This window comes from Mariniflexile sp. TRM1-10 (assembly GCF_003425985.1).
GTDB lineage: Bacteria > Bacteroidota > Bacteroidia > Flavobacteriales > Flavobacteriaceae > Mariniflexile.
This window is the reverse complement of sequence record NZ_CP022985.1, coordinates 3,996,088-4,011,266: the sequence shown is the minus strand read 5'-3', so window position 1 is coordinate 4,011,266 and position 15,179 is coordinate 3,996,088. Positions and strand designations below refer to the sequence as shown.

Below are 15,179 nucleotides of genomic sequence, written 5' to 3'. Positions count from 1 at the left end.
TTTAATTATGAAATTGCTTTTTTTAAAATCGATATTATATAGCATATTGATTGTTATTTGCTTAGAAGGATTGGTAAGATTACTGCATCTATACCAACAATACCCCCCATATATCATAAACGATTTAAATGTTGAAGTAAATGCACCCAATCAAGAAGGCTATTATGTAACGGGTAACAGAAGAATGAATTTTGCCCAGTATCGAATAAACAAAACAGGTTTTAACTCGTATAGAGAGTTTACACCGAATGAAAAAGATATAGATGTGGCTTTAATCGGTGATTCTTTTATTGAGGGATTTCATCAAGATTACTACGACTCTACCGGTAAAAAAATTGAAACACTTTTAAAAGACAGAGTTAAGGTGTTTGAATACGGATATTCTGGTTATGATTTAGCAGATGAGTTACATCTTATTGATGCCTATAAAAAACCTTTTGAAAACATAGATTATGTTTTTATATACATTAAATTTTATACTGATTTGGAACGGGACACTTACGAGCCAAATTTTTACAGAGTCAATTTACAAAACTCACTGAGTTTTAAATTAAAAGACAATATTAAGTTACTTACTTACGCTCAAAATATAGGACTATTAGACCCTATAATAAAATTAAGAAATAAGTTATTGGGATATGATGATAATGAAAAAGAGTATATAGATAATGATGCTTCTGAAGAAAACACGAAAAAGTATTTAGAAAACTTTAAAACACTGGTAAGCAACTATAAAATTGATAAAAGCAAAACAGTGTTTCTACTCGACACTAAAAAAACAAGTCCGTTATTCTTAGAGTACTGTAACAAATCTGGATATAAATATTTGGATTTTGGCCCTGCACTAGAAAAGTCAAAAAAGCCTACAACACTTATATACGACCAACACTGGAACAATAATGGCAGAAATATAATCGCTTCACTTATTGCCAATTATATTAAAGAAGACATGAAATAATCACAAATACCGCGTTATATTATGGTTCTTACTTTAAATGTGTTCTTACATAATCCGCTATGACTGATGCCACCATGGTTCTTCCGTTGTTATTCCAATGCCTATCATAAATTAAAGTCGCTGGCTTCTTTGATTTTGCAAACTCTGCACCAAAGTCTAGGTACGTATACCCCATGTCATCGCAATGTTCTAAGAACAACGGACTTGTCTTCCTTTCATCAAGTAAGAAGATTATTTTTTCTTTATTAAAACCATATGTTTTTACTAGAGCCTTGAAATTTTCTATATATTTCTTATGTAGAGTGTCTTCTGCAATTGTATGCTGTTTTACGGGGCTATTTTGTCTATAAATAATTTTCCTAAAACCATCAAAAAGTCCGATTCTATCAGCATACATAAAAAGTTTAATGTTTCTTTTAACTTTAAATTTAAGCGTGTGTTTTAAATCAATATAATCATATTCAGGCGCATATGAACTTCTCTTGAAATCATTTTCAAACTTCATGTATATGAAAATATAGTCAATAAGGTCAAAGTCTTTTTTATAAGCATTGATTAAGTGTAGCTGATCAGCCATATCATAGCCGCCACGCCCATACTCATAAACCTCTACACCTTCCAATCTATCTTCCACTTTTTTGCCGGTAGAATCGTAATAATGCTGGTTAAACCCTTCTATAAAAGAATCACCAATTAACGCAATCTCTATCCGCTCTTTAGTGGGCTTAAACTCCCTATATGAATTATAACCAAAACTATTTATTTTATACTCAGCATAGTTTTGCCTTCTATTTCCAGTAACCGAGAAGCCTGCTTGACCTGGCACCGTTTTTTGCACCCCACATGCATCAATATACAGTAAAGGAACATCGTCATACAAATGAAAAAAACGCACAAGACCTTCTAATGAAAAAAGTATAAGAACAATATACAAGCAAATATTAAAAATTAACTTCTTCATTATCTTTAAAACTTAGAATTGGAAGTAAATAAACGACCTATCAACCCCATCATCATAAAACAGCATCATTAACAGAATAACAAACGTGTAAGCAACAAACCTAACCACTTTAGATTTAAATTTAAATGGAGAACGCTCATCTTTACGCATTCTATATTCATAGAGAACAAAAATTATAATAAGCACATAATAATCAATCATACGATATCCCATCGGATGGCTATAAGTTCCATACGAAAAATCAGTAAAAATCTTATTTATAAAGCCAAAAGCATCCGTTATAGACGTTGATCTGAAAAATATCCTTGAAAATGTTACTATCGAAAACGTTAGCAATACCTGCCCTATTTCTGTGAATGTTGGAAAAAAAGTATGTTCTCCAATTACCGAATCTTTGTAAATAGTATTTCTTCCCATTAAAAAGACAGGAATAAAAGCTAACGCATGAAAAGCACCCCAAAAAATAAACGTCCAGTTTGCTCCATGCCAAAAACCACTCACCAAAAATACAATGCAAATATTTCTTACCGATTTTAACTTACTTACCTTTGAACCTCCTAGCGGGATATAAACATAGTGCCTAAACCAAGTAGATAACGATACGTGCCACCTTTGCCAGTACTCTGCAACATTTCTAGAAAAATTCGGAAATTTAAAATTCGACATTAATTCAACTCCAAAAAGTTTCGAAGTTCCTATAGCTATATCAGAATAACCACTAAAATCACCATATACTTGAAAGCTGAACATAGTTACTCCTAAAATAAGTGTAGATGCCGGATAATTTGAATAATTCGAGAATATATCATCTACCATAGGAGCCAATGCATCAGCTATGGCTACTTTTTTAAATAAACCCCATAAAATCAATTTAAGCCCACTTACTACTTGATCGTAATTAAATGTACGCTTATTCAATATTTGAGAGAGTAAATTGGAGGCCCTTTCAATTGGTCCAGCTACTAACTGTGGAAAAAAACTAACAAATGCTGCAAACGATAAAAAATCGTTGGATGGTTTTATTTTTTTATAATATACATCAAACGAATACGACATGGTTTGGAACGTATAAAAAGAGATCCCAACTGGCAAAATAACACGTAAGGTCCATGTGCTTTTAATTTCATACCCAAATAGAGAAACCATATCTACCCAAGAATCAACAAAAAAGTTATAATATTTAAAAAAACCTAAAAGGCCAACATTAAAAAGAACACTAACCCAAAGCCACGATTTACGTTTAGATTTATCCTCTAAACCATCTATTTTTAAAGCTACAAAGTAATCAACTACAGTGCTTAGTAAAATTAACGAGAGAAATCTCCAATCCCAAAGCCCATAAAAGACATAACTGGCAACTAAAATTAAGATATTTTGGGCTTTTAAATGTTTTTTAAAAACAAACCAATAAAGAAAAAAAACAATAGGAAGAAATATGAAAAACTCCAAGGAATTAAATACCATATAGAATGATTATAAATATAAAATAAACCAGCAAATTTACATATACAAACATCTATATTTAATGAAAATATAGCAAAAATACTCTTCGAAAAACTAATTAAATCTTTAATCTACAAATAACAAAAAAAAAGCCAGTTCAAAATTGAACTGGCTTTTTAAGATTTTTTATACAAACTACATCTCATTAAAAATAGAATGCATTAGTCGTTTTTTATCATTGATGCTTTCTTCTAAAGAAATCATGGTTTCAGTTCTGTAAACTCCATCAATATCATCTAATTTAAATATAATTTCTTTAGCATGCTCAGTGCTTCTTGCTCTAATTTTACAGAAAATATTAAACTTTCCGGTAGTGATATGTGCTACAGTTACAAAAGCAATTTCATTTATACGTTCAAGAACAAATTTTGTTTGCGAAGTATTATTTAAATAAACACCTACGTATGCTATAAATGAATATCCAAGTTTTTTGTAATCCAACATCAAGGATGAGCCCCTTATAATGCCTTGCTCCTCCATTTTTTTAACACGTACGTGAACTGTACCTGCTGATATTAATAATTTCTTTGCAATGTCTGTAAACGGAATCCTTGTGTTATCGATTAACATGTCAAGGATTTGATGATCAATCTCGTCTAATTTAATTTTCCCCATAATTAATTATTCTTAAATATTAAGCAAAATTAATACATTTTTACTAATAATTACGCATAATCCATACACTTTATTTCGGTAATAATGAGATTTTTTCATTATCTATCATTACGAAAACGTTTTCGCTATCAACTTTCAATAATTTACCATCCGGATTAAAAACCTCTAACTTATTAGCCTGAATTACTTTATGTCCAAAATAAGCATCTAAGTTTTCTATATACTCCACTTTTGGAATGAAATTAATTTTTCCGTCAATTAATTTTTCTTGATATAAAATGCCAATATCTGTTATAACTTCACTATCATGACTCGCTATTTTAGCGTGTTTTATGATAATATCTAAAAAACACTTTTCGTTTTCAGGGATCTTTAAATAAGGCTCATAATTAGCTCCCGAAACATCATTTTTTGAGATATAATCTAACGAAGCCATATAAGACATAAAAATAAAAGCTCTAGTCTCTTCCCTACCATAGTCATTAGGATAATGTCCAGCTTCAAATAGTATCGTTGGAACGTTTTCACTTTGAAACGTGTCCCCTACACAGTTTAAATTAAAGGCATCATCATAAACCCCAACTTGATTTGGAATAACCTCTTGCAAAACCTTATTCATAACACCAATAACTTCCATAGCTATCTTTCTATTTGGCGTTATAGTACAGTCTTTATCTTGAGCAGGTGCCAAAAACGACACCGTTGCAGGTTTATTTGTTTTTCCAGCACTAAAAATAGTACGTTGTCCATGTAAATTATAGCAAAAATGTGGCTTAAACATTTTAAAAATTTCACGCAACACTCGGCTCTCTGGTTGGGTCAAATCTTGTGCATCCCTGTTTAAATCCACCTGGTTTGCGTTCACCCTTGTGTACGCCTGGGCACCATCTGGACTTAAAATAGGGATGATATATAACGTACAGGAATTTAATATGTGGTTTACAGACAAATCATCACTTAATAGCGTATTTAAAAGATCGAATAAGGCCTTTGTAGTGGTAGATTCATTACCGTGCATTTGAGACCACATAAGGATGCGTTTGTTGCCATTACCGATTTTAATTCCGAAAATAGGGTTGTTTAAAACAGACCTTCCAAGAGTCTCTACATGTAATTTATGAGCCATCTTTTCCAGCAAAGGAGCTATGTGATTATTGGTAATATAACGGTGTTTTAAACCGGATTCTTTATACTTTAAAAACAAGGATTTTATATGTGTTGTTTTCATCATTAAATTTTAGGATACAAATGTAAACAATTACGAATTTACATTTGTAAACAATAAAAAGAATGCTTTTGTTTACAATGTTATACAATAAAACAATGTTTTTTGTTAAACTATATAAACCACTAAATCTGACTAAATAATTATAACTATAAAATACATTATTTCAGTATATTATATATGATTATGTGAAGTTATAGTTTCAACAAATAATATATTTAACATTGTTTTAGGGTGAATTTTAACTGTAAAATATTACATTTGTAAAAACAATATACATTTGTAACCGTTACAATGATAAACACTGAAGCTTTTACTAAAAGACTGCAACAAGTCATAGATTATTACGGCGAAACCGCTTCTTCTTTTGCTGAAAAAATTGGTGTTCAACGTTCAAGTATTTCACATATTTTATCTGGCAGGAACAAGCCAAGTTTAGAGTTTGTTTTAAAAATACTTTCTGCTTATCCGGAAGTTGAATTGTATTGGTTGCTAAATGGCAAAGGCGAATTTCCTTCAACAAAAGAAACGATGGAATCCAATACCATTACCGCACCACCTTCTCCTATTATTGATGATAAAATGGCATCTGAAATTAAAAAGGATCATTCCATTGAACGAATCGTTATTTTCTATTCTGACGGAAGTTTTAAAAGTTTCCAGAATTAACTTTAAACAAGTTCTATTTAAGTTTAGTAGTTTTGTACTGAAATTTTTTACTATGAAACTTATCTACTTTTTACTCTTATTAAGCCTTTTTAGTTGCTATGAAACAAGCAGAAATTGTACCGACTATAAAACGGGCAACTACTATAGCGAAGTAACTATCAATGGCGCGTTGTTTAAATCGAATTTTAAACGCACCGAAACATTACAAATTGAAGTATACAATAACAAGACGGATTCGTCTCAATTACGTTGGATTAATGATTGTGAGGTTGTTTTTAAAACCATAAACCCTAAAAATATGGCAGAAAAAAAAGATATCCACTTAAAAATTTTAACAACAACCGATTCGTCATACACCTTTGAATATTCGTATGTAGGCGAAACAAAAAAGCAAAAAGGGATTGCCTATAAAATGGATACTAATTAAACGGGTACAAAAACGATTCAACCAAATTAAATTTAAGCTGTTTATCTTCCGTTATTTCATAAGTCAAAAACAACTCGCCCCAATAGTGACCGTCCGAAAAATCCGCCACAATCCATTTATGGTTCAATAATTTTACGGTATTAATCATCATGCGCTTCCCTTCCTCAGCAGCATAGGGAATTATGGGATGCTCGCCTTTTTCTTCATTTAACTTATAAAGCTCATCTTTTATTAAAGGAATTAGCTCGGCCACATTATAACCTTGATTTTCGAAGTAACTGATAGCATCTTCGTTTCTTTCTAAATTGAAATGCGACAAATCTAAATTCTCATCTTGCAAAACAGCTACAGAGTCTTTATACCGCTCTAATTGCCCTTTATACCCATCCAATTTATGGTTCATGTCTTCAAAAACCCGTTTGGAATTCACATACTGAAACAACACCAGTAATATGGAAAAAACGAATAAATACATAAAAATTTTCTGTTTCATTTTTTAAAATTTAAATTGTTATTTGTTAGTACTTGACAAAACTCCAAATATATACAAATGTCAGTCCGAGCGCAGTCGAAGTCCTGTTACCGACACTTCTTTTATATAGCTTCGACAGGCTCAGCTTGACAAACTTATTTATACACTTACTTTTTATATATTCCCCTGTCAGACTGAGCTTGTCGAAGTCCTAATTACCAACATTATCGATTATCTGTTATTGTTTATTCGTTGATTTGCCTATTTACTAGTAGCTATTTGTATTACTAATTATTAATTGCAAATTGATAATTGTTAATTGTTATTTGTAAGCCATCATAAGCCAAAAACACATTTTTAGGTAATGTTTTCTCAACATCATCATGAAACCCTAACATATGGCTAATGTGCGTTAAATAGGCTTTTTCTGGTTTTACCTTATCAATAAACTGAAGCGCTTCTTCCAAGTTAAAATGCGATTGATGGGGCTCAATCCTCAAAGCATTAACTACCAACACCTTAATGTTTTTTATTTTCTCCATTTCCTTCTCTTCAACTGTTTTCATATCAGTTAAATAGGCAAAATCCCCAAATTTAAACCCAAAAACCTGTAAAGCATCATGCTTCCCATTTATAGGAACAACCTCTAAATTATTTAAAAGAAAAGGTTTGTTTTTTATCCGATTTGGGACCACGGAAGGTGCACCAGGGTATTTATTTTTTGTAGCAAATATATAATCGAATCGCGTCTTAAGTGATTTTAAAACCCGTTTGTGCGCGTAAATAGGGATATCACCTTGTCTGAAATAAAAAGGCCTAATATCATCTAAGCCCATTACATGATCTGAATGTTCATGCGTAAACAAAACCCCGTCTATCTTAGTACACGCTGCACGCAACATTTGGTATCTAAAATCTGGACCGCAATCAATAACATAGGTAAAAGTATCCCATTCTACCAAAACAGAAACACGCAAGCGTTTGTCCTTTTTGTTGTCACTTAAACACACGGGGTGCGTACTCCCTATTATGGGAATGCCTTGTGAAGTTCCGGTTCCTAAAAATGTTACTTTCAAAAAATGAATATTTACTTTTTTAATTTATTTTTAATTAATCGCTGCTTTTTCAAAATAATTATTGCTCAAAATAGCTATATTTGAAAAAATCGATAATTCAGCATCTACTTTTTGTTGAAATATTAAAATGGCTGAGTCATTTTACATGTTCACTAAAAAGAATCGTATTTACCGACAAAATTAGAGTTATTTTTTTATTTGCTTCTATTATTTGATACCTTTGTTAACATAATTTAGTAACCCAAACAGTAACATGGAAATTACCTTAAAGGGAGATAAGGAGTTTGAAGAAATTCCTTCATTAAAAACCAAAGCGCTCCGCATTAACCTTAACGAGAATATTTATGGTACTTTTGCAGAGATTGGAGCGGGACAAGAAACAAGTCGCCATTTTTTTAGAGCTGGTGGCGCTTCTGGAACGATTGCAAAAGCAATGTCTGCTTACGACAAGGCATTTAGTGATGCTATTTATGGAGCCGAAGATGATGGACGCTATGTTACTGAAGGTCGCTTACGAAAAATGCTAAACCATGAGATTGATCTTATTGAAAAGCGCCTTTCAAGAAAAGATTATCCTAATAAAATATTCTTCTCTTTTGCAAATACAGTAACTACCATCGATTTCGCAAAACAATTTAAAGGCCATGGTTGGATTGGTATTAAATACCAAATAGAACCAAACCAAGAGTATAACGACATTATTTTACATATACGTTTTAAAGAAACCGATGCCAGACTTCAACAAGAAACCCTTGGTGTCATTGGCACCAATTTAATCTACGGTGCTTTTTATAAATATAATGAACCAAAAAAACTGCTTCGTTACCTGTATGACCATTTAGACAAAGATCAATTGGAAATTGATACGGTTAATTTTTCCGGGCCTTTATTTAAAAATGTAGACAACCGATTAATGAGTCTTCAGCTTGTTAAAAATGGTATGACTGATGCCGTAATGTTTGGTCCAGACGGGAAAAACGTACTTCCAGCTCGTGTATTTTACAAAAAAAATATTTTAGCCTTTAGAGGAAGCTTTCGACCTGTTACGCAAGTAAATATAGATATGTACGAAAATGCGTATAAAATGTTTGTTGATGAAAAAAAGGTTGATAAAGACAATACGGAGGTCGTATTCGAAATAACACTTTCAAATTTACGTGCAGAAGGTGAAATTGACGAGCAAGATTTTATGGATAGAGCCGATTTATTATGCTCTTTAGGGCAATCGGTTATGATATCCAATTTTCAAGAATACTACAAAGTAGTTGAATATTTTTCAAACTATACTAAAGCGAGAATGGGGCTCGCAATGGGCGTTAATAATTTAGTAGATATTTTTGATGAAAAGTATTACCGTCACTTAAGCGGAGGTATTTTGGAAGCGTTTGGTAAATTATTTTTTAAAGACTTAAAAGTGTACTTATATCCAATGATTGATGTGGTAACTGGTGAATTAATTACTAGCGAAAACTTAAAAGTTTACCCACGTATGAAAGAGTTATATAAGTTCTTTAAATACAACGGAAAAGTGATTGATATTAAAGATTACGACGAAAAATGCTTAACCATATTCTCAAGAGAAATTTTACAACAAATTGCCAATGGAAAAAGTGGCTGGGAAGATAAATTACCTGAAGGCATTCCTGATTTAATTAAAGATTATCGCATGTTCGGCTATACGAGAAAACCCTTAGTATTACCTAAAAGAAAAAAGTATACCAGGTAAATAAGATGATTATCTGTTATTGTTGATTCGTTTAACCGTTGAATTGTTGAATTGATTGTTGACCACCAGCTATTGGCTTTTGGCTATTTACTAGTGACTATTTTGTATTGTTTATTCGTTCAACCGTTTAATCGTTAACCACCAACCATTGACTAATGACTAATGACTAATGACTATTGACTATTGACTATTGGCTTTTGGCTATTTACTAGTAGAATTATTAATTGTCAATTGGTTCTAATATTTGGGAAGCGTGTATTTTTGCCTTTACATTATCAATAACACGTTCCACAACGCCTGTTTCATCAATTACAAATGTTTTGCGGTGAATGCCATCAAAGGTACGTCCCATAAACTTTTTCGATCCCCAAACTCCAAAAGCCTGTATCATAACCTTATCTACATCAGCAATTAAAGGGTATTGGAAATCATGTTTCTTTTTAAAATTTGATTGCTTTTTTTGAGTATCGGCACTAACACCTAATATGTTATAACCAGCATCTGCTAATTCTTTATAATGATCCCTTAGGTTGCAAGCTTCAACAGTACAAGTTGGTGTATTGGCAGCTGGATAAAAGAAAATAACTAATTTTTTTCCTTTGTAATCAGATAATTTTATAATGTTTCCTTGTTCATCAAATACTTCAAAATTTGGCACTTTGTCCCCTTGTTTTAATGTGTTCATAATAGTAACTTTGGTTTTTACAAAAATACAACATGACAAAGGATAAAAAGGTAGAATTCGTAATAAAAACACTCAAGGAATTATACCCAACCATACCCATTCCATTAGACCATAAAGACCCGTACACCTTATTAATAGCGGTTCTAATGTCGGCACAAAGTACAGATGTTCGTGTAAACCAGATAACGCCTTTATTATTTGAAAAAGCAGATAACCCGTATGACATGGTCAAACTTTCGGTTGAAGAAATCAGGGAAATCATAAAGCCTGTAGGGTTATCACCCATGAAAAGCAAAGGTATATATGGGCTTTCTAAAATTTTAATTGAAAAACACAACGGCAAAGTACCTCAAGATTTTGAAGCTTTAGAAGCGTTACCAGCGGTGGGGCACAAAACAGCAAGCGTTGTCATGTCGCAAGCCTTTGGCGTACCAGCTTTTCCTGTAGATACACATATCCATAGACTTATGTATCGGTGGAATTTAAGCAATGGGAAAAATGTAGTGCAAACCGAAAAAGACGCAAAAAGATTATTCCCTAAAGAATTATGGAACGACTTACACCTTCAAATTATTTGGTATGGCAGACAATATTCTCCTGCTCGTGGATGGGATTTAGAAAAAGACATCATAACCAAAACTATTGGGAGACAGTCAGTAATTGATGCTTATTATAAATAAACCCGTCTTAGCTTTTGATTGAAGCAAAAAAGTCAGGACAAGCCTCATTAAAAAGCCCTAGCATTTAAATTAAATGCTAGGGCTTTTCACCACTAGTTTAAAAGCGCTTCAAACTTTATTTTGTTATATTTTATAACACTTAAAGCCTTAGAATAATTTAAAATAAAATTAACCGTTTCGTTTTTCGGTTCAAGTTCATTCACTTTTTTAATAGAATTATCAGAGTAAAGTTTTGCCATTTTAATAATTTAAGGTTGATTTTAACTTATTAACGCAGCTAAATTTACTTTATTGTACTAATTTGTTAAAATTATATTATGCTTATCTATAATTTTTCTCAAGTTAATTAACGCATAACGCATGCGTCCCAAAGCGGTATTAATACTAACACCTGTTTTATCTGAAATTTCCTTAAAGCTTAAATCTTCATAAATACGCATCAATAAAACTTCTTTTTGGTCCCCCGGAAGCTCTTCAACCAAACGTCTCACATCTGTTTCAACTTGTTCCTTAATAATACTGTTTTCAGCATTTAAGCTGTTATCGCTTAATACGGAAAAGATATTAAATTCATCTGTATTGTCAAATTTGGGCATCCTGCTGCTCTTTCTAAAAAAATCAATCACCAAATTATGCGAAATACGCATGACCCAAGGTAAAAATTTACCTTCTTCGTTATAAGCACCTTTTTTTAAGGTACGAATCACTTTAATAAAAGTGTCCTGAAAAATATCTTCAGCGACATCTCTATCATAAACTTTTGAATAAATAAAACTATAAATTTTTTGTTTGTGCCTATTAATAAGAATTTCTAAAGCACTTTCGTCTCCTTTAATATAATTACTAACTAAGGTAGAATCTTGTATAAGTTCGTGTTGCATAATCATTACTTTTTGGGCATAGAATGGCTTCTCTGCTTGGGGTTATTAGTTTAAAAGTAATGTTCAGCTATAGGCGAGAGTTAATTAAAGTATTGATTAATAGAGTCAAATATACCAATAATCATTCCAAAAAAACAAAATTTATTGCATTTTTTTAACTTTTATTTAAAGTATTATGTATTTCTTAGCTTGCTATACTTGTAGTATCTTTGCAAAATTGTTCCCGTAAAAGTATATAAAACACCTATGAGAATAGCATTCCCACGCACGAGGATGATTATTTAGGGTGTTCCAAGCCTGTGCTGAGCATTAACGAGATGCAAAATATATTTTGCAGCGAAGTTAGTAAGTGAAGCTTGTCGAAGCATGACCAAATTAAAACAATAAATATAAACAGATGATTACTAATATTTCTGAAGTAAACCCCAAAGAAAACATCATTATAAAAGGTGCCAAACTGCACAATTTAAAGAATATTGATGTGGTAATACCTAGAAATAAATTAGTGGTCATTACAGGATTGTCGGGCTCAGGAAAATCGAGTTTAGCCTTCGACACACTTTATGCCGAAGGGCAAAGACGCTATGTTGAAAGCTTATCGAGTTATGCACGCCAATTTTTAGGTCGATTGAACAAGCCTAAAGTCGATTATATTAAAGGCATTGCTCCTGCTATTGCTATAGAGCAAAAAGTAAACGCCACCAATCCGCGTTCAACGGTTGGAACCTCTACCGAAATTTACGATTATCTAAAATTACTATTCGCCAGAATTGGAAAAACCTATTCACCGGTTTCAGGTTTGGAAGTAAAAAAAGATACTGTTTCAGATGTTTTAAATTATTTAAAAACATTTCCTGAAGGCGAAAAACTACTGCTCCTCGCTCCTATTCATTTAGAAAAAGGACGCAGCCTGGAAGATAAATTAAAAGCGCTGCAACAGCAAGGTTACGCCAGAATTAAAGTAAATGGCCATGTTGTTAGAATTGACGAAACTAATTCCTTAAACAAAAAAGATACTATTTTATTAGTTGTTGATAGGGTTATTATTAAAGATGAGGAAGATTTTCAAAATAGACTAGCAGATGCCATTCAAACAGCTTTTTTTGAGGGCAAAGGCGAATGCTTTATTGAAACCTTAAGCAACGACAAACAACGTTCGTTCAGTAACAAATTTGAAATGGACGGCATGACCTTTTTAGAGCCAAACATCCATTTGTTCAGCTTCAATAACCCATATGGAGCTTGTCCAAAATGTGAAGGTTACGGTGACATTATTGGTATTGATGATGATTTGGTGATTCCCAATACGGGGCTTTCCGTTTATGAAAACGCTATTTTTCCGTGGAGAGGTGAAAGTATGAGCTGGTATAGAGACCAATTGGTTAATAACTCCCATAAATTCGATTTTCCCATTCACAAACCCTATTTTCAATTAAGTGATGCACAAAAGCAACTTATTTGGGATGGCAATCAATATTTTGAAGGATTACATTCGTTTTTTGCAGAATTGGAAGCCAAAGCCTATAAAATTCAAAACCGTGTTATGTTATCACGCTACCGCGGAAAAACCAAATGTAAAGTGTGCAACGGGAAACGCTTGCGGGTTGAAGCTAATTATATTAAAGTTGGAGGTGCAACGATTACCGATTTAGTTGAAATGCCCTTAGATAAATTAGCGAATTTCTTTAAACAATTAGAACTAAACGATTACGATACACAAATAGCAAATAGGCTATTAAAAGAAATTAATAGTCGTTTGTCTTTTCTAGCCAATGTAGGATTGGATTATTTAACATTGAATAGAAAGTCCAATACACTTTCCGGTGGTGAAAGTCAGCGTATTAATCTTTCAACCTCTTTAGGCAGTAGTTTGGTGGGTTCTATGTATATTTTGGATGAACCTAGTATTGGCTTACACCCCAAAGACACCGAGCGTTTAATAGTCGTTTTAAAACAACTACGTGATTTAGGAAACACTGTTATTGTGGTTGAGCATGATGAAGATATTATGAAAGCTGCCGATAACATTATAGATATTGGTCCCGAAGCAGGAACTTTTGGTGGCCATGTGGTAGCTTGCGGTACTTATGATGAAATACTAGCTTCAAATTCGTTAACTGCGCAGTATTTAAATGAAACATTAAAGATTGAAGTACCTAAAACACGTAGAACTTCAAAATACTTTATAGACATTATTGGAGCCCGCGAAAACAATTTAAAAAATATCGATGTCCGTTTTCCTTTAGGAATGCTTACTGTTATTACGGGTGTTTCAGGAAGTGGAAAAAGTACTTTGGTTAAAAAAATATTGTTTCCTGCACTTCAAAAAAAACTAACCGATTTTAGTGATAAAGCAGGTCAGTTTACTTCATTGGAAGGTAATTTCAGCAATATAAAACACATTGAATTTGTAGACCAAAACCCCATTGGAAGGTCGTCACGTTCAAACCCTGTAACTTATATTAAAGCTTACGATGATATTCGAGCACTGTTCTCAAATCAAAAACTAAGCAACATAAGAAACTACCAAGCAAAGCATTTTTCATTTAACGTAGATGGTGGACGCTGTGAGACATGTAAAGGAGAAGGTGAAGTAACCATTGAAATGCAATTTATGGCAGATGTGCATTTAGAATGTGAAACTTGCAAAGGCAAGCGCTTTAAAAAAGAAGTATTGGAAGTTACTTTTGCCAATAAAAACATTGACGATGTTTTAAACTTAACCATCGATGACGCCATTGCTTTTTTTGAAACCAACAAGCAGCCTAAAATAAAAACCAAATTACAACCCTTGCAAGATGTTGGCTTAGGTTACGTAACTTTGGGTCAAAGCTCTTCTACCCTTTCTGGCGGTGAAGCACAGCGTATTAAATTGGCTTCCTTTTTGGGAAAAGGCAATAATAAAGACAAAGCGCTTTTTATTTTTGACGAACCAACTACGGGTTTGCATTTTCATGATATTCAAAAATTATTAAAATCGTTTAATGCTTTAATTGAAAACGGACATTCTATCATTGTTGTAGAACACAATATAGATCTTATTAAATGCGCCGACTATATCATAGATTTAGGTCCAAAAGGCGGTGAAACTGGTGGAAGCTTAGTTGCGGCAGGAACTCCTGAAGAGATTATAGTAGTTAAAACCTCTGAAACTGCCAAGTATTTAAAGGATAAACTTCATAAATAACTTTGTTTTTTCTTAATATTCATTCTACACCACTTTATTTATAAAATACATAATTTTTACTAATAGATTTTGTATATTATACAATGAAAAACATTTACAAAATCGACCGCCGTT

At 32.5% G+C, this 15,179-nt stretch carries 15 protein-coding genes; 6 read left to right on the top strand and 9 right to left on the bottom strand.

Annotation, left to right across the window (positions count from 1 at the left end; all coding sequences use genetic code 11):
* The first annotated feature begins 7 nt into the window (after positions 1-7).
* A complete protein-coding gene (locus tag CJ739_RS16670) occupies positions 8-958 on the top strand; it encodes a hypothetical protein (protein WP_117177345.1) in 951 nt (316 codons plus the stop codon).
* A gap of 28 nt (positions 959-986) precedes the next feature.
* On the opposite strand, the gene CJ739_RS16665 is transcribed toward CJ739_RS16670, so the two are convergent.
* The 4 genes from CJ739_RS16665 to CJ739_RS16650 form a co-directional block, all read right to left on the bottom strand.
* A complete protein-coding gene (locus tag CJ739_RS16665; RefSeq protein ID WP_117177343.1) occupies positions 987-1,919 on the bottom strand; it encodes an SGNH/GDSL hydrolase family protein in 933 nt (310 codons plus the stop codon).
* Between the two features lie 12 nt (positions 1,920-1,931).
* The gene (locus CJ739_RS16660; protein ID WP_117177341.1) at positions 1,932-3,383 is read right to left on the bottom strand and encodes an MBOAT family O-acyltransferase; all 1,452 of its coding nucleotides are present in this window, start codon (positions 3,381-3,383) and stop codon (positions 1,932-1,934) included.
* Positions 3,384-3,557: 174 nt separating this feature from the next.
* On the bottom strand, positions 3,558-4,037 hold the full coding sequence (locus CJ739_RS16655; RefSeq protein WP_117177339.1) for an Lrp/AsnC family transcriptional regulator: 480 nt from the start codon (positions 4,035-4,037) through the stop codon (positions 3,558-3,560).
* Between the two features lie 70 nt (positions 4,038-4,107).
* Positions 4,108-5,268, bottom strand: a complete 1,161-nt coding sequence (locus CJ739_RS16650; protein WP_236951534.1) for a M14 family metallopeptidase — start codon at positions 5,266-5,268, stop codon at positions 4,108-4,110.
* A 288-nt stretch (positions 5,269-5,556) separates the two neighbouring features.
* Here CJ739_RS16650 and CJ739_RS16645 point away from each other — a divergent pair, with 288 nt between their 5' ends.
* Positions 5,557-5,931, top strand: coding sequence for a helix-turn-helix domain-containing protein (locus tag CJ739_RS16645; protein ID WP_117177335.1), 375 nt, complete (start codon positions 5,557-5,559; stop codon positions 5,929-5,931).
* A 52-nt stretch (positions 5,932-5,983) separates the two neighbouring features.
* On the top strand, positions 5,984-6,358 hold the full coding sequence (locus tag CJ739_RS16640; protein WP_117177333.1) for a DNA topoisomerase IV: 375 nt from the start codon (positions 5,984-5,986) through the stop codon (positions 6,356-6,358).
* Here the strand turns inward: CJ739_RS16640 and CJ739_RS16635 are convergent.
* The gene (locus CJ739_RS16635; protein WP_117177331.1) at positions 6,351-6,851 is read right to left on the bottom strand and encodes a hydrolase; all 501 of its coding nucleotides are present in this window, start codon (positions 6,849-6,851) and stop codon (positions 6,351-6,353) included. The genes CJ739_RS16640 and CJ739_RS16635 overlap by 8 nt on opposite strands.
* A gap of 266 nt (positions 6,852-7,117) precedes the next feature.
* Positions 7,118-7,906, bottom strand: a complete 789-nt coding sequence (locus CJ739_RS16630; RefSeq protein ID WP_117177329.1) for an MBL fold metallo-hydrolase — start codon at positions 7,904-7,906, stop codon at positions 7,118-7,120.
* A gap of 253 nt (positions 7,907-8,159) precedes the next feature.
* Here CJ739_RS16630 and CJ739_RS16625 point away from each other — a divergent pair, with 253 nt between their 5' ends.
* Positions 8,160-9,632 carry a TonB-dependent receptor gene (locus CJ739_RS16625; RefSeq protein WP_117177327.1) on the top strand — a complete coding sequence of 491 codons (1,473 nt, stop codon included), beginning with the start codon at positions 8,160-8,162 and terminating at the stop codon, positions 9,630-9,632.
* Between the two features lie 220 nt (positions 9,633-9,852).
* Here the strand turns inward: CJ739_RS16625 and bcp are convergent, their stop codons facing one another.
* Positions 9,853-10,317 (bottom strand): thioredoxin-dependent thiol peroxidase, encoded by a 465-nt coding sequence (gene bcp / locus CJ739_RS16620; protein WP_117177325.1) that lies wholly within the window; start codon positions 10,315-10,317, stop codon positions 9,853-9,855.
* Positions 10,318-10,349: 32 nt separating this feature from the next.
* Here bcp and CJ739_RS16615 point away from each other — a divergent pair, with 32 nt between their 5' ends.
* Positions 10,350-10,997: an endonuclease III domain-containing protein gene (locus CJ739_RS16615; protein ID WP_117177323.1), complete on the top strand. Its 648-nt coding sequence runs from the start codon at positions 10,350-10,352 to the stop codon at positions 10,995-10,997.
* Positions 10,998-11,089: 92 nt separating this feature from the next.
* Here the strand turns inward: CJ739_RS16615 and CJ739_RS20410 are convergent, their stop codons facing one another.
* Complete coding sequence (locus CJ739_RS20410; RefSeq protein ID WP_162880250.1) at positions 11,090-11,236, bottom strand: hypothetical protein; 147 nt, start codon at positions 11,234-11,236, stop codon at positions 11,090-11,092.
* Between the two features lie 57 nt (positions 11,237-11,293).
* A complete protein-coding gene (locus CJ739_RS16610) occupies positions 11,294-11,878 on the bottom strand; it encodes an RNA polymerase sigma factor (protein WP_117177321.1) in 585 nt (194 codons plus the stop codon).
* Positions 11,879-12,275: 397 nt separating this feature from the next.
* Between CJ739_RS16610 and uvrA the strand changes: the two genes are divergently transcribed.
* Positions 12,276-15,065: an excinuclease ABC subunit UvrA gene (gene uvrA / locus CJ739_RS16605; protein ID WP_117177319.1), complete on the top strand. Its 2,790-nt coding sequence runs from the start codon at positions 12,276-12,278 to the stop codon at positions 15,063-15,065.
* The last annotated feature ends 114 nt before the right edge of the window (positions 15,066-15,179 follow it).